13 protein-coding genes and 2 pseudogenes are annotated in these 18,417 nt (G+C 61.1%); 3 read left to right on the top strand and 12 right to left on the bottom strand.

Going from position 1 to position 18,417, the window contains the following annotated elements; genetic code table 11:
- Positions 1–46 precede the first annotated feature (46 nt).
- The gene (arcA, locus tag ACA067_RS25820) at positions 47–1,303 is read right to left on the bottom strand and encodes an arginine deiminase (protein WP_497459090.1); all 1,257 of its coding nucleotides are present in this window, start codon (positions 1,301–1,303) and stop codon (positions 47–49) included.
- 34 nt (positions 1,304–1,337) lie between these two features.
- Positions 1,338–2,765, bottom strand: a complete 1,428-nt coding sequence (gene arcD / locus ACA067_RS25815; protein ID WP_497459089.1) for an arginine-ornithine antiporter — start codon at positions 2,763–2,765, stop codon at positions 1,338–1,340.
- Positions 2,766–3,113: 348 nt separating this feature from the next.
- Here arcD and ACA067_RS25810 point away from each other — a divergent pair, with 348 nt between their 5' ends.
- Positions 3,114–3,977 (top strand): DNA-3-methyladenine glycosylase family protein, encoded by an 864-nt coding sequence (locus ACA067_RS25810; RefSeq protein WP_497459088.1) that lies wholly within the window; start codon positions 3,114–3,116, stop codon positions 3,975–3,977.
- A gap of 130 nt (positions 3,978–4,107) precedes the next feature.
- Here the strand turns inward: ACA067_RS25810 and ACA067_RS25805 are convergent, their stop codons facing one another.
- From ACA067_RS25805 to gap, 10 genes and pseudogenes are all read right to left on the bottom strand, one after another.
- Positions 4,108–5,457: a CoA transferase gene (locus ACA067_RS25805; RefSeq protein ID WP_497459087.1), complete on the bottom strand. Its 1,350-nt coding sequence runs from the start codon at positions 5,455–5,457 to the stop codon at positions 4,108–4,110.
- A 194-nt stretch (positions 5,458–5,651) separates the two neighbouring features.
- Positions 5,652–6,176 (bottom strand): annotated as a pseudogene (locus ACA067_RS25800) (methyl-accepting chemotaxis protein); the annotation flags it as partial.
- Positions 6,177–6,509: 333 nt separating this feature from the next.
- Positions 6,510–7,517, bottom strand: a pseudogene (locus ACA067_RS25795) (methyl-accepting chemotaxis protein); the annotation flags it as partial.
- A gap of 538 nt (positions 7,518–8,055) precedes the next feature.
- Entirely contained in the window at positions 8,056–8,451 is a 396-nt protein-coding gene (locus ACA067_RS25790) for a YbaN family protein (protein ID WP_497462845.1), read from the bottom strand.
- A 160-nt stretch (positions 8,452–8,611) separates the two neighbouring features.
- Entirely contained in the window at positions 8,612–9,220 is a 609-nt protein-coding gene (locus ACA067_RS25785; protein ID WP_497459086.1) for a biliverdin-producing heme oxygenase, read from the bottom strand.
- A 113-nt stretch (positions 9,221–9,333) separates the two neighbouring features.
- On the bottom strand, positions 9,334–11,925 hold the full coding sequence (locus ACA067_RS25780; protein ID WP_497459085.1) for a TonB-dependent receptor: 2,592 nt from the start codon (positions 11,923–11,925) through the stop codon (positions 9,334–9,336).
- Between the two features lie 122 nt (positions 11,926–12,047).
- Positions 12,048–13,013, bottom strand: a complete 966-nt coding sequence (locus ACA067_RS25775; protein WP_497459084.1) for a FecR family protein — start codon at positions 13,011–13,013, stop codon at positions 12,048–12,050.
- Between the two features lie 120 nt (positions 13,014–13,133).
- Entirely contained in the window at positions 13,134–13,661 is a 528-nt protein-coding gene (locus tag ACA067_RS25770; protein WP_497459083.1) for an RNA polymerase sigma factor, read from the bottom strand.
- A gap of 77 nt (positions 13,662–13,738) precedes the next feature.
- Positions 13,739–14,203: a methylglyoxal synthase gene (locus tag ACA067_RS25765; RefSeq protein WP_150745949.1), complete on the bottom strand. Its 465-nt coding sequence runs from the start codon at positions 14,201–14,203 to the stop codon at positions 13,739–13,741.
- Between the two features lie 108 nt (positions 14,204–14,311).
- Positions 14,312–15,313, bottom strand: a complete 1,002-nt coding sequence (gene gap / locus ACA067_RS25760) for a type I glyceraldehyde-3-phosphate dehydrogenase (RefSeq protein WP_497459082.1) — start codon at positions 15,311–15,313, stop codon at positions 14,312–14,314.
- Between the two features lie 220 nt (positions 15,314–15,533).
- On the opposite strand from gap, the gene edd reads away from it, so the two are divergent.
- Both edd and ACA067_RS25750 read left to right on the top strand, forming a co-directional pair.
- Positions 15,534–17,360, top strand: a complete 1,827-nt coding sequence (gene edd, locus ACA067_RS25755) for a phosphogluconate dehydratase (protein WP_497459081.1) — start codon at positions 15,534–15,536, stop codon at positions 17,358–17,360.
- The gene (locus tag ACA067_RS25750) at positions 17,357–18,310 is read left to right on the top strand and encodes a glucokinase (protein WP_497459080.1); all 954 of its coding nucleotides are present in this window, start codon (positions 17,357–17,359) and stop codon (positions 18,308–18,310) included. Before edd ends, ACA067_RS25750 begins: the two co-directional genes overlap by 4 nt.
- Positions 18,311–18,417: the final 107 nt, after the last annotated feature.

Genomic DNA, 18,417 nt, shown 5'->3' with positions numbered 1-18,417 from the left:
TTATCCACCTGCTTCGCGCCTTGTGAGGGCGAAGCAGGCACAGTCATTAATAGTCGACAGGATCGCGAACGATCGGGCAGGTCATGCAGTGGCCGCCGCCACGCCCGCGACCGAGTTCGCCGGCGCTGATGGTGATGACTTCCACTCCGGCCTTGCGCAACAGGGTGTTGGTGTAGGTGTTGCGGTCGTAGCCGATGACGACTCCCGGCTCCAGGGCCACCACGTTGTTGCCGTCATCCCACTGCTCGCGTTCGGCGGCGAAGCTGTTGCCGCCGGTTTCCACGACCCGCAATGCAGGCAGGTTGAGGGCCTGGGCCACGGTGTCGAGGAAGCTGGCTTCTTCGCGACGGATGTCGATGCCACCCGGTTTGCTTTCATCAGGGCGCAGGGTGAAAGCCACAATCTGGTTCACCACTTCCGGGAAGATGGTCACCAGGTCGCGGTCGCAGAAGCTGAACACGGTGTCCAGGTGCATTGCTGCGCGGGATTTCGGCAGCCCGGCGACAATGATTCGTTCCACGGCCTTGTGCTTGAACAAGTTGATCGCAAGCTGGCCAATGGCCTGGCGGGACGAGCGTTCGCCCATGCCGATCAACACCACGCCATTGCCGATCGGCATCACGTCGCCGCCTTCCAGGGTGGCATTGCCATGCTCCTGATCCGGATCGCCGTACCAGATCTGGAAGTCGGCGTTGGTGAACTCGGGATGAAATTTGTAGATGGCGCTGGCCAGCAAGGTTTCCTGGCGCCGCGCCGGCCAGTACATGGGGTTGAGCGTTACGCCGCCGTAGATCCAGCAGGTGGTGTCACGCGTGAACTGGGTGTTGGGCAGCGGCGGCAGAATGAAACTGGAGTGGCCGAGGAAGTCGCGGAACATCTCGATGGTCTTGCCGCCGAAACTGGTCGGCAGGTCGTCGGCCGACACTCCGCCGATCAGGAACTCGGCGGTCTTGCGCGGCTCGAGACTGCGCAGCCAGGAAGCGGTTTCGTTGACCAGGCCCAGGCCCACCGAATTGGCGGTGATCTTACGCTCGAGGATCCAGTCCAAGGCTTCGGGGATGGCGACGATGTCGGTCAGCAGGTTGTGCATTTCCAGCACGTCGACGTTGCGCTCACGCATCTTGGTGACGAAGTCGAAATGGTCGCGCTTGGCCTGGGCCACCCACAGCACATCGTCGAACAGCAGTTCGTCGCAGTTGTTCGGGGTCAGCCGCTGGTGGGCCAGGCCGGGGGAGCAAACCATGACTTTGCGCAGTTTGCCGGCTTCGGAATGGACGCCGTACTTAACTTTTTCCGTGGTCATTACCGTGTTCCTCCAGATGACAAAACAGTCGGTGTTACAGGGTCAGGAAACCGTCATACAGCCCGTAGGCCGCCACCAGGGCGCCCACGACGACCGCTGCGAAAATCAGCTTCTCGACGTTGGTGAAAACCGGTTTGTTGACTTCAAGCTTGGCCTTGGCGAACAGAATCGCGCCGGGGGCATAGAGCAGGGCCGAGAGCAGCAGGTATTTGACGCCGCCGGCGTAGATCAGCCAGATCGCATAAATCAGGGCAACGGCACCGATGACCAGGTCTTTCCTGCGTTCGGCGATGGCGTTTTCATAACTCTCGCCGCGCACCGCCAGCAGCAGGGCATAGGCCGCCGACCACAGGTACGGCACCAGAATCATCGAGGTGGCGAGGTAGATCAGCGACAGGTAAGTACTGGCCGAAAACAGCGTGATGACCAGGAACACCTGGACCATGGCGTTGGTCAGCCACAAGGCGTTGACCGGCACATGGTTGGCGTTCTCCTTGCGCAGGAACGCCGGCATGGTGTGGTCCTTGGCGGCAGCGAACATGATCTCGGCACACAGCAGTACCCAGGACAGCAGGGCGCCGAGCAGGGAAATGATCAGGCCGACGCTGATCAGCGCTGCGCCCCATGGACCGACCACGTGTTCCAGTACGGCCGCCATCGACGGGTTCTGCAGTTTGGCCAGGTCCGGTTGAGTCATGATCCCGAGCGACAACACGTTCACCAGCATCAGAAAGAGCAGTACGGTAATGAAACCGATCACGGTGGCTTTACCCACGTCGCTGCGTTTTTCCGCCCGGGCCGAAAAGATACTCGCGCCTTCGATGCCGATGAACACCCAGACAGTGACCAGCATCATGTTGCGCACTTGGTTCATCACACTGCCCAGGTCCGGGTTTTTCAGGCCCCAGATGTCGGCTGTGAAGATGTCCAGTTTAAACGCGAACACCGCGATCAATACGAACAGCAGCAGCGGCACGATCTTGGCGACCGTCGTCACCAGGTTGATGAACGCCGCTTCCTTGATCCCGCGCAGTACGAGGAAATGCACCGCCCAGAGCAGCACCGAAGCGCCGATCACAGCCGCGACAGTATTGCCCTCGCCAAAAATGGGGAAGAAGTAGCCAAGGGTGCTGAACAGCAGAACGAAATAACCGACGTTGCCCAGCCAGGCGCTGATCCAGTAGCCCCAGGCAGAGGAGAACCCCATGTAATCGCCGAAACCCGCTTTGGCGTAGGCGTAGACACCACCGTCCAGATCCGGCTTGCGGTTGGCCAGGGTCTGGAAAACGAAAGCCAGGGTCAGCATGCCGACGGCGGTAATGGCCCAACCGATCAGCACGGCACCGACATCGGCACTGGCGGCCATGTTTTGCGGCAAGGAAAAGATGCCGCCGCCAATCATTGAGCCGACCACCAGCGCGACCAGCGCGCCCAGCTTCAGTTTTCCGGGTGATTCAGACATTGCATGACTCCAATGCAGGAGAAGATAGGCAACAGACTAGTTCTGTTGGCTGATCGATAAGCTGATATAGATCAGTGCGCGGGCACATTCCAATGTGAATGAAGGAGTTAGGTATCATTTATGGTTGAATCGCTGGAAAGGTCCTTTCCAGACAGCTCGGGTGCGAGGGGTATGACATTAGTTCGCTTTCAGGTTTTAGCAACTTTTGCGTCCCTGCAATGATTTATCAGGCGCATCCTTTTCATCGGTATTCATAGGTGAAAAGCTATAAAAAGAAATTCGTTGGCGTTATCTGATAACTATTATTTTCATTTGCCTACTTAGTTAAGGTTATCGAGTGGAGTGGTTATGAGGTTGCTGTTGGCGTATCGACCGCCCTATGACTGGCCGGCGATGCTGGGGTTCGTGTCCGCGCGGGCGATTGTCGGGATGGAGGCCGTGGTCGATGGCGTTTACTCGCGCAGCATCGGCTTGAACGGCCTTCACGGCACGCTTTCGATCAGCTCTGTGGCGAAGGATGCGCTGGCGGTTGAGCTGGATTTTCCGGATGACGCAGCCGTGCCCGAGATCGTTGCCCGGCTGCGGCGAATGTTTGATCTTGATGCGGATCTGGAAATGATTCATCGGCAACTGGCAGTCGACCCATTGCTGGCTCGGTTGATTGCCGAGCGTCCGGGGCTGCGCGTGCCGGGGGCCTGGGATGGTCTGGAGTTGGCGATTCGTGCGGTATTGGGGCAGCAGATCAGCGTGGCGGCGGCGATAAGGCTGGCGGGGAAACTGGTGGCGCAGTATGGCGAGCCGTTGAATTCGTCGTTGCCTGGGGTGACCCATGTGTTTCCTTGCGCTGCCGTTTTGGCCGCAGCGGATCTGGCGATATTGGGCATGCCCGGAAGTCGCGGACGGACGTTGTCGGATGTGGCCCAGGCATTGCTGGATGATCCTTTGTTGTTCGAACCGGAGCGGGAAGGTGGCGTTGCGCGGCTGCTGGCGTTGTACGGGATTGGCGACTGGACGGCGCAGTACATTGCCTTGCGGCAGTTGCGGGAGCCGGACGCGTTTCCGTCGGGGGATGTGGGGTTGATCAATGCCTTGGCTGCGCTGGAGGGTGAGGCGGTGACGGCCCGTCAGTTGTTGCAGCGGGCTGAGGGCTGGCGGCCGTGGCGAGGGTATGCGGCGCAGCTGTTGTGGACATCGCTGAGTCGGGTTGATTGAGCTGGTCCGTTTTTTGTAGCGACGGGTCGGGGCCCTTCGCGAGCAGGCTCGCTCCCACATTTGACCGAGCTCGTTCAGGTATACCCGGTCTACTGTGGGGGCGAGCCTGCTCGCGAAAGCAATCGGACAGTCACCACCACTGTGCGCGGTGGGAACCCAATTCAGCAGCCGGAAGCGCCCACTGCAACGGCGTCCCGATAATCTTCAGCGGCACCTGCAATCGATGCGCCGGCCCCCAGGGCGTCTGTTCAACCAACAATCCCTGATCGCTTTCCTCTTCCGCACGCAACGGCTCATCCGTCCCCGCGCCAGCCTCGATCAACAACTTCGCCGTCCGCGCCAGCGACAACCGCGCCGAGCCACCCTGTCCGCTGCTCAACCGCTGCGCCAATAGCCTGATCGCACTGGCCGCCATCAAATACCCGGTGGCGTGATCAAGCGCTTGCAGGGGCAAGGGCGTCGGTTTGTCCGCGCGTTTCCATTGCATGCCCGCTTCGGCAATCCCGCTGCTCATCTGCACCAGGCTGTCGAAGCCACGACGGTTCTGCCACGGGCCGCTCCAGCCGTAGGCATTGAGGCAGACGTCGATCAGCCCGGGGGCCAATTGCTGACGTTCGGCGATGCCGTAACCCAGGCGTTCCAATGCATCGGCGCGGTAGCCATGGAGCAGGATGTCCGCGTCCTTGAGCAGGCTTTCGAACAGGCAACGATCGGCCTTGTCATGCAGGTCCAGACGCGCACAGCGTTTGCCCAGAGTAACTTCGGGCACCACGCCCGGTTCGTCCCAGGTCGGTGGGTCGATACGCAATACGTCAGCGCCAAGGCCGGCGAGAAAGCGGCTGGCGACAGGTCCGGCGAGCACCCGGGTCAAATCCAGCACTTTGATCCCGGCCAGCGGCTGCGCCACTGAACCTTGCCACGGTGTTGCGTTTTGACTGCTGTGGGCGGCGAACTGAATCAGCGGTTCGGCGTTCACGGCCTGACCTTGAGGATGGGCCTGCCACTGCGCCCAGGATCGCATCTCGGCAGCGCAGCCACCGGCATCGACCACGGCCTGCTCCAGGTCGGTTTTGGCCCATGGGGCAACCTTGCCCGCCATCGCTGCGCGGTCGGCACAGGCACCGAGGACTTTTTCGGCAGCGGCGCGGTGATGGGGGGCGTTGGTGTGCAGGCGGATCCAGCCGTCCTGGGTCGCGTAGTCTCCCGCGACCGGGTCCCACAGCGGTGGCACGCTCCAGCCCACCGGACGGATCGACGTCGAGAACCAGAACGAGGCCAGGCGTCGGTCGACCTCAAGGTGGGGCAAGCGCCCGGTTTGTTGATTGAGTAATTCGCTGATGGCCTGGCCGGCGGCGGCAATGCTGGCGCAGGCCAGGTCAGTCACGGCAAACGCCGAGGGCAGGGCGCCACCCGAGGTGAACGGGACAGTGGCGTGAGGCAAGCCGAGTGCGGCTTGAATGGACGTGAGCAGATCAGTCATCGAAGGCCCTCCGGAGCGAGAGCTCGAGCATAGATCAAAACGCAGACCGCCCGGCTGAAATCCCCGATTGCTGGCCGAACATCTGACCCAAGGAGCTGGCTTGCCGGCGATGGCGGTGTATCAGCCGACATCTCTGTTGACTGACACCGCGCCTTCGCTGGCAAGCCAGCTTCTACGGGAATTGTGATGGGTTGCTATACCCGGAACTGGTCCATCAGTTTCATCTGGTGGGTGGTCAGGGCGTTGAGGTGGCTGCTGATCTGCGCCGATTCGGTGGCTTGTCCAGTCAGGGTTTCGGTGACGGTGCGGATGGCCGAAACGTTGCGATTGACCTCTTCGGCCACGGCGCTTTGTTGTTCGGCGGCGCTGGCGATTTGCAGGTTCATGTCGCTGATCACGGTGACCGCGTCGCTGATTTTACTCAAGGCCTGCACCGCTTGCTGGATCTGCCCGGCGTTGCTGTGGGCCTGGGTCTGGCTCGAATGCATGGTGGCCACCACGTCGCGGGTGGCGCTCTGGATACGCTCGATCACCAGGCGGATTTCTTCCACCGAGTCTTGCGTACGTTTGGCCAGGTTGCGCACTTCGTCGGCAACCACCGCAAACCCGCGACCGCTCTCGCCGGCACGGGCTGCTTCGATGGCGGCGTTGAGCGCCAGCAGGTTGGTTTGCTCGGCGATGCTGCGGATCACTTCCAGCACCGAGCCGATCTGTTCGCTGTTGACTGCCAGCGCTTCGACTTCAGTCACTGCCTTGCTGACTTCGTCGGCCAGCTGATTGATGTCGCGGGTGCTGCGCTCGATGATCGACAGACCATCGCGAGCCGATTGGTCGGCACCTTTGGCGGCGTTGGCGGCGTTGGACGCGCTGTTGGCAACGTCATGAGCGGTGGCGCTCATTTCGTTGGACGCGGTGGCTACCTGATCGATTTCCCGGAACTGCAGCTGCATGCCTTCGCTGGTCTGGCGGGCGATCTCCGAGGATTGGTCGGCCGTACCGCGGGCGTCGGTGATGCTCTGTTTGATCTGCGCGATGGTCGGTTGCAGCTTGTCGAGGAAGCGGTTGAACCAGCTCACCAGCTCGCCCAGTTCATCTTTTTTGCTGTAGTGCAGGCGCTGAGTCAGGTCGCCGTCGCCGCTGGCAATCGCCTTGAGCATGTGGGCCACACTGTTGATCGGCCGGGTCACGCCGGACGCAGTGAGCCAGATCAGCAACAGGCCGATCAGGCCGGCAACGACCGCCACCAGCAGCGCTTTGATCGTGCCGCTTTGCTGGGCGTCATCGAGCACGGCTTGCAGCTTCACCGAGTCGGCCAGCAGTACGTGTTTCGGCAGGTCGATCACCACGCCCCAGGCGTTGGACTCAGGGATCGGGCTGACCGGATACACCGCACGGATCAGGTCGCCTTGCTGGAGAATTTTTGGCGTGCCCTCACCGAGCAATTGCAGGATGGCCTTGCCGTCAGCCCCCAGGGTCTCACCGATGCTTTTGCCGACCTTGCTCGCGTCGACGCTGTATCCGGCGAGCACGCCGCTGCCGGAGACGATCAGCATGTGCCCGGCGTTGTTGAACAGATCACGCTGCGAATCGACAGCCGCCGCCTGCAACGCGTCGAGGGCGATGTCCACCCCGACCACGCCGATGGATCTGCCATCCACCAGCAGCGGGACGGAGATGGTGGTCATCAGCATTTCCTTGCCGGCGACCGTGTCGGCATACGGGTCCAGCAGGCAGGTGCGCTTGCTGTCGCGAGGGCAGGTATACCAGCTGTTATAAGGCGTGCCACTGAGGCTCAAGGTAGTCTTGGTCATGTCGTCTTCGACCATGATCGTGTTGATCCCGGCACCGCCGGCACGGCTCCAGTAACTGGCGAAACGACCGGCTTCATTGGACTGGCGAGCCGCATCGTTGACGAATTCGCGGTCCTTGCCGTCCAGGCCGTCGGGTTCGAATGCCAGCCAGATCCCCAGCACTTTGCTGTTGCGCTCGAACGCGGTTTTCAGGCTCTGATTCAACTCTTCACGCAGGGCGCCGGCTTCCAGTGAACGCTTGGTGGCCATGGCGCGCATGTCCTTGATCTGATCGGCCAGGGCGGTCACCACCAGCAGGTTTTCGCCAAAGCTCTTCTGCACCCGTACCGCTTGCCCGGCCGCCTTGGCCTGGAGCAGATCCTGCACGCCGGCGGTGAGCATCTTGCTGCTGGAGGCACTGACCAATTCATCGTTGCGATCGGTCTGGTAGATGTTCATGCCGACGATCAGTACGACCACGCCCAGCAAGCACAGGCCGGACAGCAGAACAATTTTCAGGCGGATAGAGAGAGCGTCGAACATGGGGCGAACTCGCGAATGGATGAGGTGTTGGCTGCGGGTCGGGACCGACCCGGTTCGCCAAGTCCATTCAGCGCCATTCCTGAACCATCGGCGTGGGGCAGGTTTGCATGAGTAAAAGCCGATGAGCGGTCAACAAAAGCATGTGCCTGGGGATTTTCGGCGTCTGTGCGGACGCTTTCTCGAGCAGACTCGCTCCCACATTGATCGATGTCACACAGGAGATTATCTGTGGGAGCCTGCTCGCGAAGGCTGGCGCCCCGGCCTGTCAGGACGGCAGCGACAACCTTTCCGGCCGCGACCAGATCCACAAGTTCCCCAGGCTCATACCAGCGATTGCCAGGTAAATCGGCCAGCCATGCTCGAGCATGACCAACATCAACCCGGCGCACAGCAGCATGCTGACGGTGGCACTGACCTTGGCCCGGCGCGTGATGATTTTGCCGTTGCGCCAGTTGCACAGGATCGGCCCGAACAGCCGATGGTTTTCCAGCCATGCACTCAGGCGCGGCGAACTTTTGGTCGCGGCCCAGGCGGCGAGCAGGATGAACTCGGTGGTCGGCAAGCCGGGTACGAGGATGGCGATCAGGCCAATGCCGAGGCTGATGTAGGCCAGCAGGCCAAAGAGGATGCGGGCGAGTCTGGAGGAGGCAGGCAGAGGCATGGGCTCGAGGGAATTTTTCAAGCTTGATCGGGATCCTGCAGGTTTGCTCGGTCCCTGTGGGAGCGGGCTTGCCCGCGATAGCGATGTGACATTCAGCATCTCTGTTGAATAGTAAGCCGCCATCGCGGGCAAGCCCGCTCCCACAGGGGATTGCATTCAGTCAGGCGAGTTCGGGGGTGGTGGCATAGGCCTGTTCCAGCAACACGGTGAAGCGGTTGAATGCATCGATTGCACCTTTATCCACTTCGGCTTCTTCCTGAGCGCTGAACGCCAATCCATCGAGCGTCTTGACGAAGCTTTTCCAGCCTTCAGCACGGCCCCCGGCGGGTTCGCCAAGATGCCGGGCACCGAAGGTTTCGCTCAAGCCCAGTCCAACGGCGCGCTTGATCAGAAATGCGGCGCCAAGTTTTGAACCTTCGGAGACGAACAGCCAGCCCAGCGCCTCGGTTTTGGTTGGGTTCTTCACGGCACCGGCGACCGGGGCAGGCACTTCGGTGTCCAGGTCCGCCAGATCCGCCTTGGCCGCTTCAGCACGGCAGCGGGCCGGCAGGTCCGGGACGATGGCTGTCAGTTTGGCATCGTTGTACAGCGACACCAGTTCTGACTGGAACAGATACTGCGCCACCACGAAACGCGCGAAGTTGGCCTGGGTTTCAAACGGTGCGTGGGCTTTGACCAGCGCATCGAGTTTGCTGTGAGGCTCATGGGTGATCTGGTTCAAGCGTTGTGAACGCAGAGCAGGGCGTTGAGCTGTGTCCTGAGTGGTCATGAGAAATCCTTGAGAAAAAGAGGCGCCTGGTAACGAGACGAATGGGCAGGCGCCAGACAGTAAAAAAATCCTCACTGTGCGGCATTGAACACCGCGCAGCGAGGTGCGAAGGGTCAGATATCCCAGACCAGATTGATTGCGAAGTTGCGGCCGGGCTGGGTCAAACGATCAAGATTCGCCGGGTTGATCACGGCTGCCTCGCCAACGCCGTCATAACCGCGTACGTCATCCCACAGCCAGTACTGCTTGTCGGTCAGGTTGTAGAGGCCGGCGCTGACGGTCACGTCGTCGGTCACCTTGTAGAAGCCGGTGAGGTCGAGCATGCCAAAGCCCGGAGACTTGAACTGGCTGCTGACGCCGTCCGGCGAGTTGAAGTTGCTGTCGTCGACGCGGTCCTTCTTCTTCACCAGCGTCCAGCTGAGCAGGCCGCCATAGGTGTCCTGGTCATATCCGAGGCCGAACACGCCGGTCATCGGGTTGACACCGTTGAGCGGCTCGCCGGTGTCGTTGTTGCGACCGTAGGCGTAAGCCAGCGAACCCTGGGTGTACAGGCCCTGTGGCGCACCAAAGGCGTCGAGGTTCAAACGACCCTTGATCTCCGCGCCCTTGATGGTGGCGTGCCTGATGTTGTGGCTCTGGAAGGTGAGCTTGTCGTCGCCGGGTGTGATCGCATCTTCGTTGATGAAGTCTCGGTACTTGTTATAGAACACCGCCACATCGAACGAACCGGATTCGAAATTGCCGCGCAGGCCGGTTTCGTAGCTTTTGCTTTTTTCCGGTTCCAGGTTCGGGTTCGGCGCCACGCTGTAGCCGGGGGTGGTGTTCTCGAAGCGCCCGTACAACGCCTTGGCGGTCGGCGTACGGAAACCTTCGGCGTACTGGCCATACCAGGTGTAATGATCGGTCAGGGCATAGGTCAGGCCGAACTTGGGTGAGACCTTGTGCCAGGTTTTATTCTTATCGCTCACGGTGCCGAGACCGTCGGGGGCCACGGTGTTGAGGAATTCCTGGGTGATGTGCGGCTTGAGTTGCGTGTAGTCGTAGCGCACACCTGGCAGGAAGGTCCATTTGTCCCAGCTGATCTGGTCCTGGGCAAACAGGCTGTAGGTGTTGATGGTCGGGTCAGGGAAGTCACTGGATTTTTTCAGCACATCGCCCGGACTGACCGCGCCGATGGCCCGGCAACTGCCGAACACCGCAAGGCAGGTGCCGTTGCCGCTGCGCGAGCCGGTGACTTTCTGCTGCTTGATCGTGGTGCCGTAGGTCAACAGGTGCTCTGTGTCGCCGAGGCTGAAGCCTTTATCCAGTTGCGCATCCAGTATCCACTGCTTTTCTTCGTAGAGCGTTTCGCGGGTTCGCAGCACCTGGCGGGAGACCGGGTAGTAAAACTCGGCGGTGCTCTGATCGGTTTTGGCGACCTGATGATTCAGGCTCCACTTGACGTTGTCCGCCAGCAGGCTGTCGAGGGCGAAGCGGTGTTCCAGGCCGAAGCGCTCACGGGTAACCGTGTCGTTACCGGTGCGCCACTGATACATGCCGCCCGGCAGGATGTTCGCGGGAATGGTCGGCTGGCCATTGAAGAAGGGACCGCCGTAAGCGCTTTTCAGATCGCTGTCGCGGTCGTCCTTGTACTTCTCGTAAGTCAGGCCCAGGCGCGAATCATCGTTATAGTTCCAGCCGATTTTGGCCAGCACGTTGGTGGTGCGCGCGTCTTCCGGGTTGGCCGCGGTGCGTGCCAGGCCAGTGCCGTTGTGGCTGCCATAGGACTCGGTTTCATGACCGTCACGCTGGCTGTAATGCAGCAAGCCGTCGAACCGCTCGGCCCGACCGGCGAAGGTGGCAGACTTGAGCCAGCTCTCATCGGCGGAACTGTAACCGGTCTTGAGGCGTGCCCCGACGTCCTGGCCCGGCTTGATGATGTCGTCCGGGTCGAGGGTGAAGTAACTGACCGCACCACCGATGGCGTTACTGCCGTAGAGCACCGAGGCCGGGCCGCGCAGGATTTCCACGCGCTTGATGATTTCCGGGTCGACGTAGTTGCGTTGAGTCTTGGCGTAGGGGCCGTTGAAAAAACCATTGGGGATTTCGACGCCGTCGACCTGAGTCAGGATCCGGGCGCCATCGATGCCACGAATATTGTAGCCGCTGATCCCGCCGCGCTGACCGGCACCCCCCACCGATACACCCGGTTCGTAACGCACCAGATCCTTGATGGTGTTGACGTTGTTGCGGTCCAGTTCTTCACGGGTGTGAACGGTGACAGTGCCCGGCACGCTTTCCACGCTCTGTTCCTGGCGAGTGGCGCTGATGGTCATCTGTTGCAGGTTGATGGCGCCGCTGCTGGCGCGCTTCTCCAGCACGATGTTGTTGTTGCCCAGTTTGCGATAGCTCAGGTTGGTCCCCACCAACAGGCGATCCAGGGCTTTTTCCGGTGGCAGCGAGCCGCGTACACCCGGCGATGCCACGCCCTGTCCCAGTTCGGCTGGCAAGCCGACTTGCCAGCCCGTCACGGCGGTAAAGGCATTGAGTGCCGAGACCAGCGATTGCTGCGGGATGGCAAACGAGTAATCGCCCATGTTGCGGGTCGGCTGCCCGTCGGCGGTGGCCGCCATCAGCGGCGCGCTGCCGGCCATCAGGATGGCGGCGGTGAGCAGCGACAGCACACGGGAAGGTGAAGAGGACTGGCGGGTGAGGCGAGAGGACATCGATAGCGCTCCGTGTCGCACGAATCTTTATAGGTGCTGATTGGCATGTCGAGATGCGAATCAATTGCATTGGCTATAACGAGACGTACGAGCTTCGGCTATCGAGTAAAAATAATTCTCATTCAGTTCAGGATGACCAACGCCGGGAATTCCTGGAGCCGGGCCGAGGTAATGTGGGCCAGCGAGCGTACGACATCCAGGGGCTGATCGAGACGGTAGTTGCCGGTCACCGCGACGTCGGCCAACTGCTCGTTGTTGTTGATGATCCAGCCTGGGTAGTAGCGACGCAGCTCTGCCAGCACCTGGTTCAGTGGGCAGTTTTCGAATACCAGCCGGCCCTGCACCCACGCCAGGTCGGTGGCGGCATCGAGTTTGGCCGGGCGATCGAAACCGTTGGGGCCGATGCGGATGCTTTCCCCGGCGGACAAACGGACCCGCGCATCGCTGCGGGTTGCTTGCAGGTCGACGTCGCCTCGCTGCACCCGCACCTGTGCCACGCCATCGAGGTAGCGCACCGCAAACGCGGTATCGCGCACGCTGGCCTGGACCGGACCGGCGTCGATTTGCAGCGGCTGAGCGCGATTGGCGGGCACGTCGAAAAACGCCTCGCCCTGATACAGGCGGGCCACGCGCTGCTGATCGTTGATTGTGCTGGAGAAGGCCGAATTGGTATTGAGCAAGACTTTCGAACCGTCCTCCAGTTGCAGTCGCTGGCGCTCACCGACCACGGTCAAGTGATCGGCCTGCAGGCGCATCGGCAAGTTGCTGAAGCTGAACACACCGAGGATCAGCACGGCGGCGGTGGCCAGGGCTTTCCAGTGCGGTCGCAGGCGCGACAGGACTGTCACCTTCGGTGGTTGAACGGCCAGGTTTTGCGCGCATTGCAGCACGAGCGGGCCGTCCCAGATCGCCTGGGCCTTGGCAAACGCTTCGGCATGCAGGGGATCGGCGGCGAGCCAGGCATGGAATTGTCGGGTCTGTTCCTCGCTCGGACTGCCCAGCACGATCAGCCAGTCCAAGGCCTGGTCCATTGCGCTGGCGGGGTCCCGTGCCGGGGAGGGCGCAGGGGGGCGATGGGTGTCCGTCACGGTGTTTCCTCGGCAGGGGCGGGGGAAGCGGGTTTGAGTTTCAAGCGGTAGGTTTTAAGCTGCAAGTTTCAAGTTTCAAGCTTCAAGCTCGGTTCGGCATTTTAGCTTGCAGCTTGTCACTTAAAGCTTCCCGCCGCCGTCATTCCTTTGTGCAACACCGATACAGATCGCCATGATCAGCTTCAATTCTTTTTGCACGGTGCTCAACGACACGCCGAGCTTCTCGGCAATCTCCAGGTAACTGTGCCCGTGCAGGCGGCTGAGCATGAAAATCTGCTGCTGACGGGCGCTGAGTTGATTGAGGCTCACGTTCAAACGCTCCAGCAATTGTTCGGCATGGGCGGCGTCCTCGGCGCTGCTCACGGGGGAGGCAACGGCCTGCACCACGTCCAGCGGCACGTCATCGAGCAGGGTGCGCGACTGGATGCGACGCGCACGCAAATGGTCCAGCGCCAGGTTGCGGGCGGTCTGGAACACGAAGGGTTCAAGGTGATCGATGGCCCGTTCACTGAGCGCCCGGGTCACGCGCAGGTAGGTCTCCTGCAAGAGGTCTTCGGCGGTGCTGTGATTGTTGACCATCCGCTCCAGGGTGCGCAGCAGAGAGACTCGCTGGGCGATGAAGACGTGATTGAAACGCGATTGACTCACGGGAGGACCTGATCCATGTCGAGCGAATGATAATGCTTATCATCCGCTTGACTGGTCAAGCACTCAATTGTGAAGGTTTATGCGCGGCCCAGCAGATAGGTGGCGTAATCCGGGATCCGGTGCGGGTGCGCCTGATCCATCAATGGGCTGCTCAACAGATAGTCGGCGCTGCATTCGTTGCAGGCGACGGGAATGTTCCACACCGCCGCCACCCGCAGTAATGCCTTGATGTCCGGGTCATGGGGCTGCGGTTCGAACGGGTCCCAGAAGAACACCAGCATGTCGACCCGTTGCTCGGCGATTCGCGCGCCGAGCTGCTGGTCGCCACCCAGCGGGCCGCTGATCATGCTTTCCACTGGCAAATCCAGACGCTGTTGCAACAACAATCCGGTGGTGCCGGTGGCGACCAGTTCATGTTGCGCAAGCTTGTCTTTCTGGCGCTCGGCCCAGTCCAGCAGAAATACCTTGCAGTGGTCATGGGCGACCAGGGCGATCCGCTTGCGCGCCGCCAGGGTCTTTTGCGTAAAGCTGATACCAATCATGGGTTGTTCCGTAGGCAACGGGGGGGGGGCGGCTTGCTGGCGATGGCGGTCTTGAGGACGTCTTCGCTGCAAGCCTGCTCCTACAGGGGCGGTGTCATGTACGCAGCGTTATTCTGCGTTGCACAGCGCCAGGCAGTTATCGAGCATGCGGTTGGAGAAGCCCCATTCGTTGTCGTACCAGGCCAGGACCTTGAGCAGCTTGCCGCTGGACTTGGTGTGGTTGGCATCGAAGATCGACGACAGCGGGTTGTGATTGAAGTCGCTGGAAACCAGCGGCAGGGTGTTGTAGCCAAGAATCTTCGAGTGCCGGCTGGCTTCTTTGAGCAATGCGTTCACTTCAGCCGCCGACGCTTCGCGCTTGAGCTGCACGGTCAGGTCCACCAGCGATACGTTGATCACCGGCACACGCACGGCCATGCCGGTCAGTTTGCCCGCCAGTTCCGGCAGTACCAGGCCGACCGCTTCGGCAGCGCCGGTCTTGCTCGGGATCATGTTCTGGGTGGCAGAACGGGCGCGGTACGGGTCGCTGTGGTAGACGTCGGTCAGGTTCTGGTCGTTGGTGTAGGCGTGGATCGTGGTCATCAGGCCGCTTTCGATGCCGAACTCGCGATGCAGCACCTGGGCCACCGGGGCCAGGCAGTTGGTGGTGCATGAAGCATTGGAAATGATCTGGTGCGACTGACGCAGGATATCGTGGTTGACCCCATACACCACGGTGGCGTCGGCGCCTTTGGCCGGGGCCGAGATGATCACTTTGCGCGCGCCGGCGGTAATATGCGCGGCGGCCTTGGCCCGGTCGGTGAACAGGCCGGTGCATTCGAATACGACATCAATCTTTTCCGCGGCCCAAGGCAGCTCGGCCGGGTTGCGAATGGCACTGACCGAAATGCGGTCGCCGTTGACCGTCAGGCTTTCCCGATCGTGCTGGACATCGGCGTCGAACGTGCCATGAACAGAATCGTATTTGAGCAGATGAGCGTTCATCGCACTGTCGCCCAAATCATTGATGGCAACGATCTGCAGGTCCTGGCGATAGCCTTGGGTATACAGTGCGCGAAGCACGTTACGGCCAATTCGGCCAAAACCATTGATTGCGATTCGAAGAGTCATTTAACAGGGCCGCCGTCGTTTTGTTGTTGGAATTACAAGATTATTCGCATAAAAATAGAAAACAAGCCTTTTTAATGGCAATATTTTGTTTAATCTACAACGAGTGACCTGAATCAACTGGTCCGACCGATCAAGAAAACCGTCTGTCATCCCATCGACACCGGCCCTTGTTCAGCATAGACAATCAGGTCGCCACATCCGTTAGCCTGGAGTTCTACACATGCATCCCCGCGTCCTTGAAGTCACCGAACGGCTTATCGCCCGCAGCCGTGCTACACGTGAGGCTTACCTTGCACTGATTCGTAGTGCCGCCAGCGACGGACCGATGCGCGGCAAGCTGCAATGCGCCAACTTCGCCCACGGCGTGGCTGGCTGCGGCAGCGATGACAAGCACAGTCTGCGGATGATGAATTCCGCCAACATCGCAATTGTTTCGTCATATAACGACATGCTCTCGGCGCATCAGCCGTACGAAGTGTTCCCTGAGCAGATCAAAAGGGCCCTGCGCGAAATCGGTTCTGTCGGCCAGTTCGCCGGTGGCACCCCGGCCATGTGCGATGGCGTGACCCAGGGTGAGCCGGGGATGGAGCTGAGCCTGCCCAGCCGTGAAGTGATTGCGCTGTCCACCGCCGTGGCCCTGTCCCACAACATGTTCGACGGCGCGCTGATGCTGGGTATCTGCGACAAGATCGTGCCCGGTCTGATGATGGGCGCCCTGCGCTTCGGTCACTTGCCGACGATCTTCGTCCCGGGTGGGCCGATGGTCTCGGGCATTTCCAACAAGCAGAAAGCCGACGTGCGCCAGCGTTACGCCGAAGGCAAGGCCAGCCGCGAAGAGCTGCTGGAATCGGAAATGAAGTCCTACCACAGCCCCGGCACCTGCACGTTCTATGGCACTGCCAATACCAACCAGTTGCTGATGGAAGTCATGGGCCTGCACTTGCCGGGGGCCTCTTTCGTCAACCCGAACACACCGTTGCGCGATGCCCTGACCCGCGAAGCGGCGCATCAGGTCACACGTCTGACCAAGCAGAGCGGCGATTTCATGCCGATCGGCGAAATCGTCGACGAGCGTTCGCTGGTCAACTCGATCGTGGCGCTGCACGCCACCGGCGGCTCGACCAACCACACCTTGCACATGCCGGCCATCGCCATGGCGGCGGGCATTCAATTGACCTGGCAGGACATGGCCGACCTCTCCGAGGTGGTGCCGACCCTGAGCCACGTCTACCCCAATGGCAAAGCCGACATCAACCACTTCCAGGCCGCGGGCGGCATGTCGTTCCTGATCCGCGAACTGTTGGAAGCCGGGCTGCTGCACGAAAACGTCAACACGGTCCTGGGCCACGGCCTGAGCCGCTACACCATGGAACCTTTCCTCGATAACGGCGAACTGGTCTGGCGCGAAGGCCCGATCGAAAGCCTCGACGAAACCATCCTGCGTCCGGTCGCTCGGGCATTCTCGCCAGAGGGCGGTTTGCGAGTGATGGAAGGCAACCTCGGTCGCGGTGTGATGAAAGTCTCGGCGGTGGCCTTGGAAAATCAGGTCGTCGAAGCGCCGGCCATGGTGTTCCAGGATCAGCAGGACCTGGCCGATGCGTTCAAGGCCGGTTTGCTGGAGAAGGACTTCGTCGCTGTCATGCGCTTCCAAGGCCCGCGTTCCAACGGCATGCCGGAACTGCACAAGATGACACCGTTCCTCGGCGTGCTGCAGGATCGCGGCTTCAAAGTGGCACTGGTGACCGACGGGCGCATGTCCGGTGCGTCGGGGAAAATCCCGGCGGCGATTCACGTCAGCCCCGAAGCGTATGTGGGCGGCGCTTTGGCGCGGGTGCAAGAGGGCGATATCATCCGCGTCGATGGCGTTACAGGCACCCTGGAGCTTAAGGTGGACGCCGAAGAATTCGCAGCGCGCGAACCTGCCAAGGGCCTGTTGGGCAATAACATCGGCAGCGGTCGCGAACTGTTTGGTTTCATGCGCATGGCCTTCAGCTCCGCAGAGCAGGGCGCCAGCGCCTTCACTTCTGCCCTGGAGACGCTTAATTGAAACTGGCTTTGGTCGGTGACATCGGTGGGACCAACGCACGTTTCGCGTTGTGGAAAAACCAGCAGCTGGAATCGATCCAGGTGCTGGCGACGGCAGACCATGCCAGCCCGGAAGAGGCCATCAGCCTTTATCTGAGCGGGCTCGGCCTGGCGCCGGGTTCGATCGGCGCGGTGTGCCTGTCGGTGGCGGGCCCGGTGAGCGGCGATGAATTCAAGTTCACCAACAATCACTGGCGGCTAAGCCGCAAGGGATTCTGCGAGATGTTGCAGGTGGACCAATTGCTGCTGGTCAACGATTTCTCGGCCATGGCGTTGGGCATGACCCGATTGCAGCCGGACGAATTTCGGGTGGTCTGCGACGGCACCCCGGAACCGTTGCGGCCCGCGGTGGTGATCGGGCCCGGCACTGGCCTTGGCGTGGGGACGTTGCTCGACCTGGGCGAAGGCCGATTCGCCGCGTTGCCGGGGGAGGGCGGTCACGTCGATTTGCCCCTGAGCAGTCTGCGGGAAACCCAGCTATGGCAACACATCTTCACCGAGATCGGCCATGTCAGTGCTGAAACGGCGTTGAGCGGCAGCGGTTTGCCGCGGGTTTATCGGGCGATCTGTGCGGTAGACGGCCACGAGGCCGTGCTCGATACCCCGGAATCGATTACCGCAGCCGGTCTGGCGGGTGATCCGATTGCCCTGGAAGTGCTTGAGCAATTCTGCTGCTGGCTCGGCCGTGTGGCCGGCAACAACGTGCTGACTACCGGTGCACGCGGTGGCGTGTACATCGTTGGCGGGGTGATTCCGCGGTTTGCCGACTTCTTCATCGAAAGCGGTTTCGCCCGGTGCTTTGCCGACAAGGGCTGCATGAGCGATTACTTCAAGGGTATTCCGGTGTGGCTGGTGACGGCGCCGTATTCCGGCCTTGTGGGTGCGGGAGTGGCGCTGGATCAAGCACAGTAGTGATCGTTCCCACGCTCTGCGTGGGAACGCAGCCCGTGACGCTACGCGTCACTGGACGCGGAGCGTCCCTTGAGGCATTCCCACGCAGAGCGTGGGAACGATCGATC

Source organism: Pseudomonas sp. LBUM1674, assembly GCF_059695635.1.
This window is presented reverse-complemented; position numbering and strand designations above follow the sequence as displayed.

Excerpts from the sequence above, each read along its gene's own strand:
- arcA (WP_497459090.1), bottom strand. The coding sequence starts at position 1,303 with ATGACCACGGAAAAAGTTAAGTACGGCGTCCATTCCGAAGCCGGCAAA.
- gap (WP_497459082.1), bottom strand. The coding sequence starts at position 15,313 with ATGACTCTTCGAATCGCAATCAATGGTTTTGGCCGAATTGGCCGTAAC.
- ACA067_RS25810 (WP_497459088.1), top strand. The coding sequence starts at position 3,114 with ATGAGGTTGCTGTTGGCGTATCGACCGCCCTATGACTGGCCGGCGATG.
- ACA067_RS25805 (WP_497459087.1), bottom strand. The coding sequence starts at position 5,457 with ATGACTGATCTGCTCACGTCCATTCAAGCCGCACTCGGCTTGCCTCAC.
- ACA067_RS25765 (WP_150745949.1), bottom strand. The coding sequence starts at position 14,203 with ATGATTGGTATCAGCTTTACGCAAAAGACCCTGGCGGCGCGCAAGCGG.
- arcD (WP_497459089.1), bottom strand. The coding sequence starts at position 2,765 with ATGTCTGAATCACCCGGAAAACTGAAGCTGGGCGCGCTGGTCGCGCTG.
- ACA067_RS25780 (WP_497459085.1), bottom strand. The coding sequence starts at position 11,925 with ATGTCCTCTCGCCTCACCCGCCAGTCCTCTTCACCTTCCCGTGTGCTG.
- edd (WP_497459081.1), top strand. The coding sequence starts at position 15,534 with ATGCATCCCCGCGTCCTTGAAGTCACCGAACGGCTTATCGCCCGCAGC.
- ACA067_RS25790 (WP_497462845.1), bottom strand. The coding sequence starts at position 8,451 with ATGCCTCTGCCTGCCTCCTCCAGACTCGCCCGCATCCTCTTTGGCCTG.
- ACA067_RS25785 (WP_497459086.1), bottom strand. The coding sequence starts at position 9,220 with ATGACCACTCAGGACACAGCTCAACGCCCTGCTCTGCGTTCACAACGC.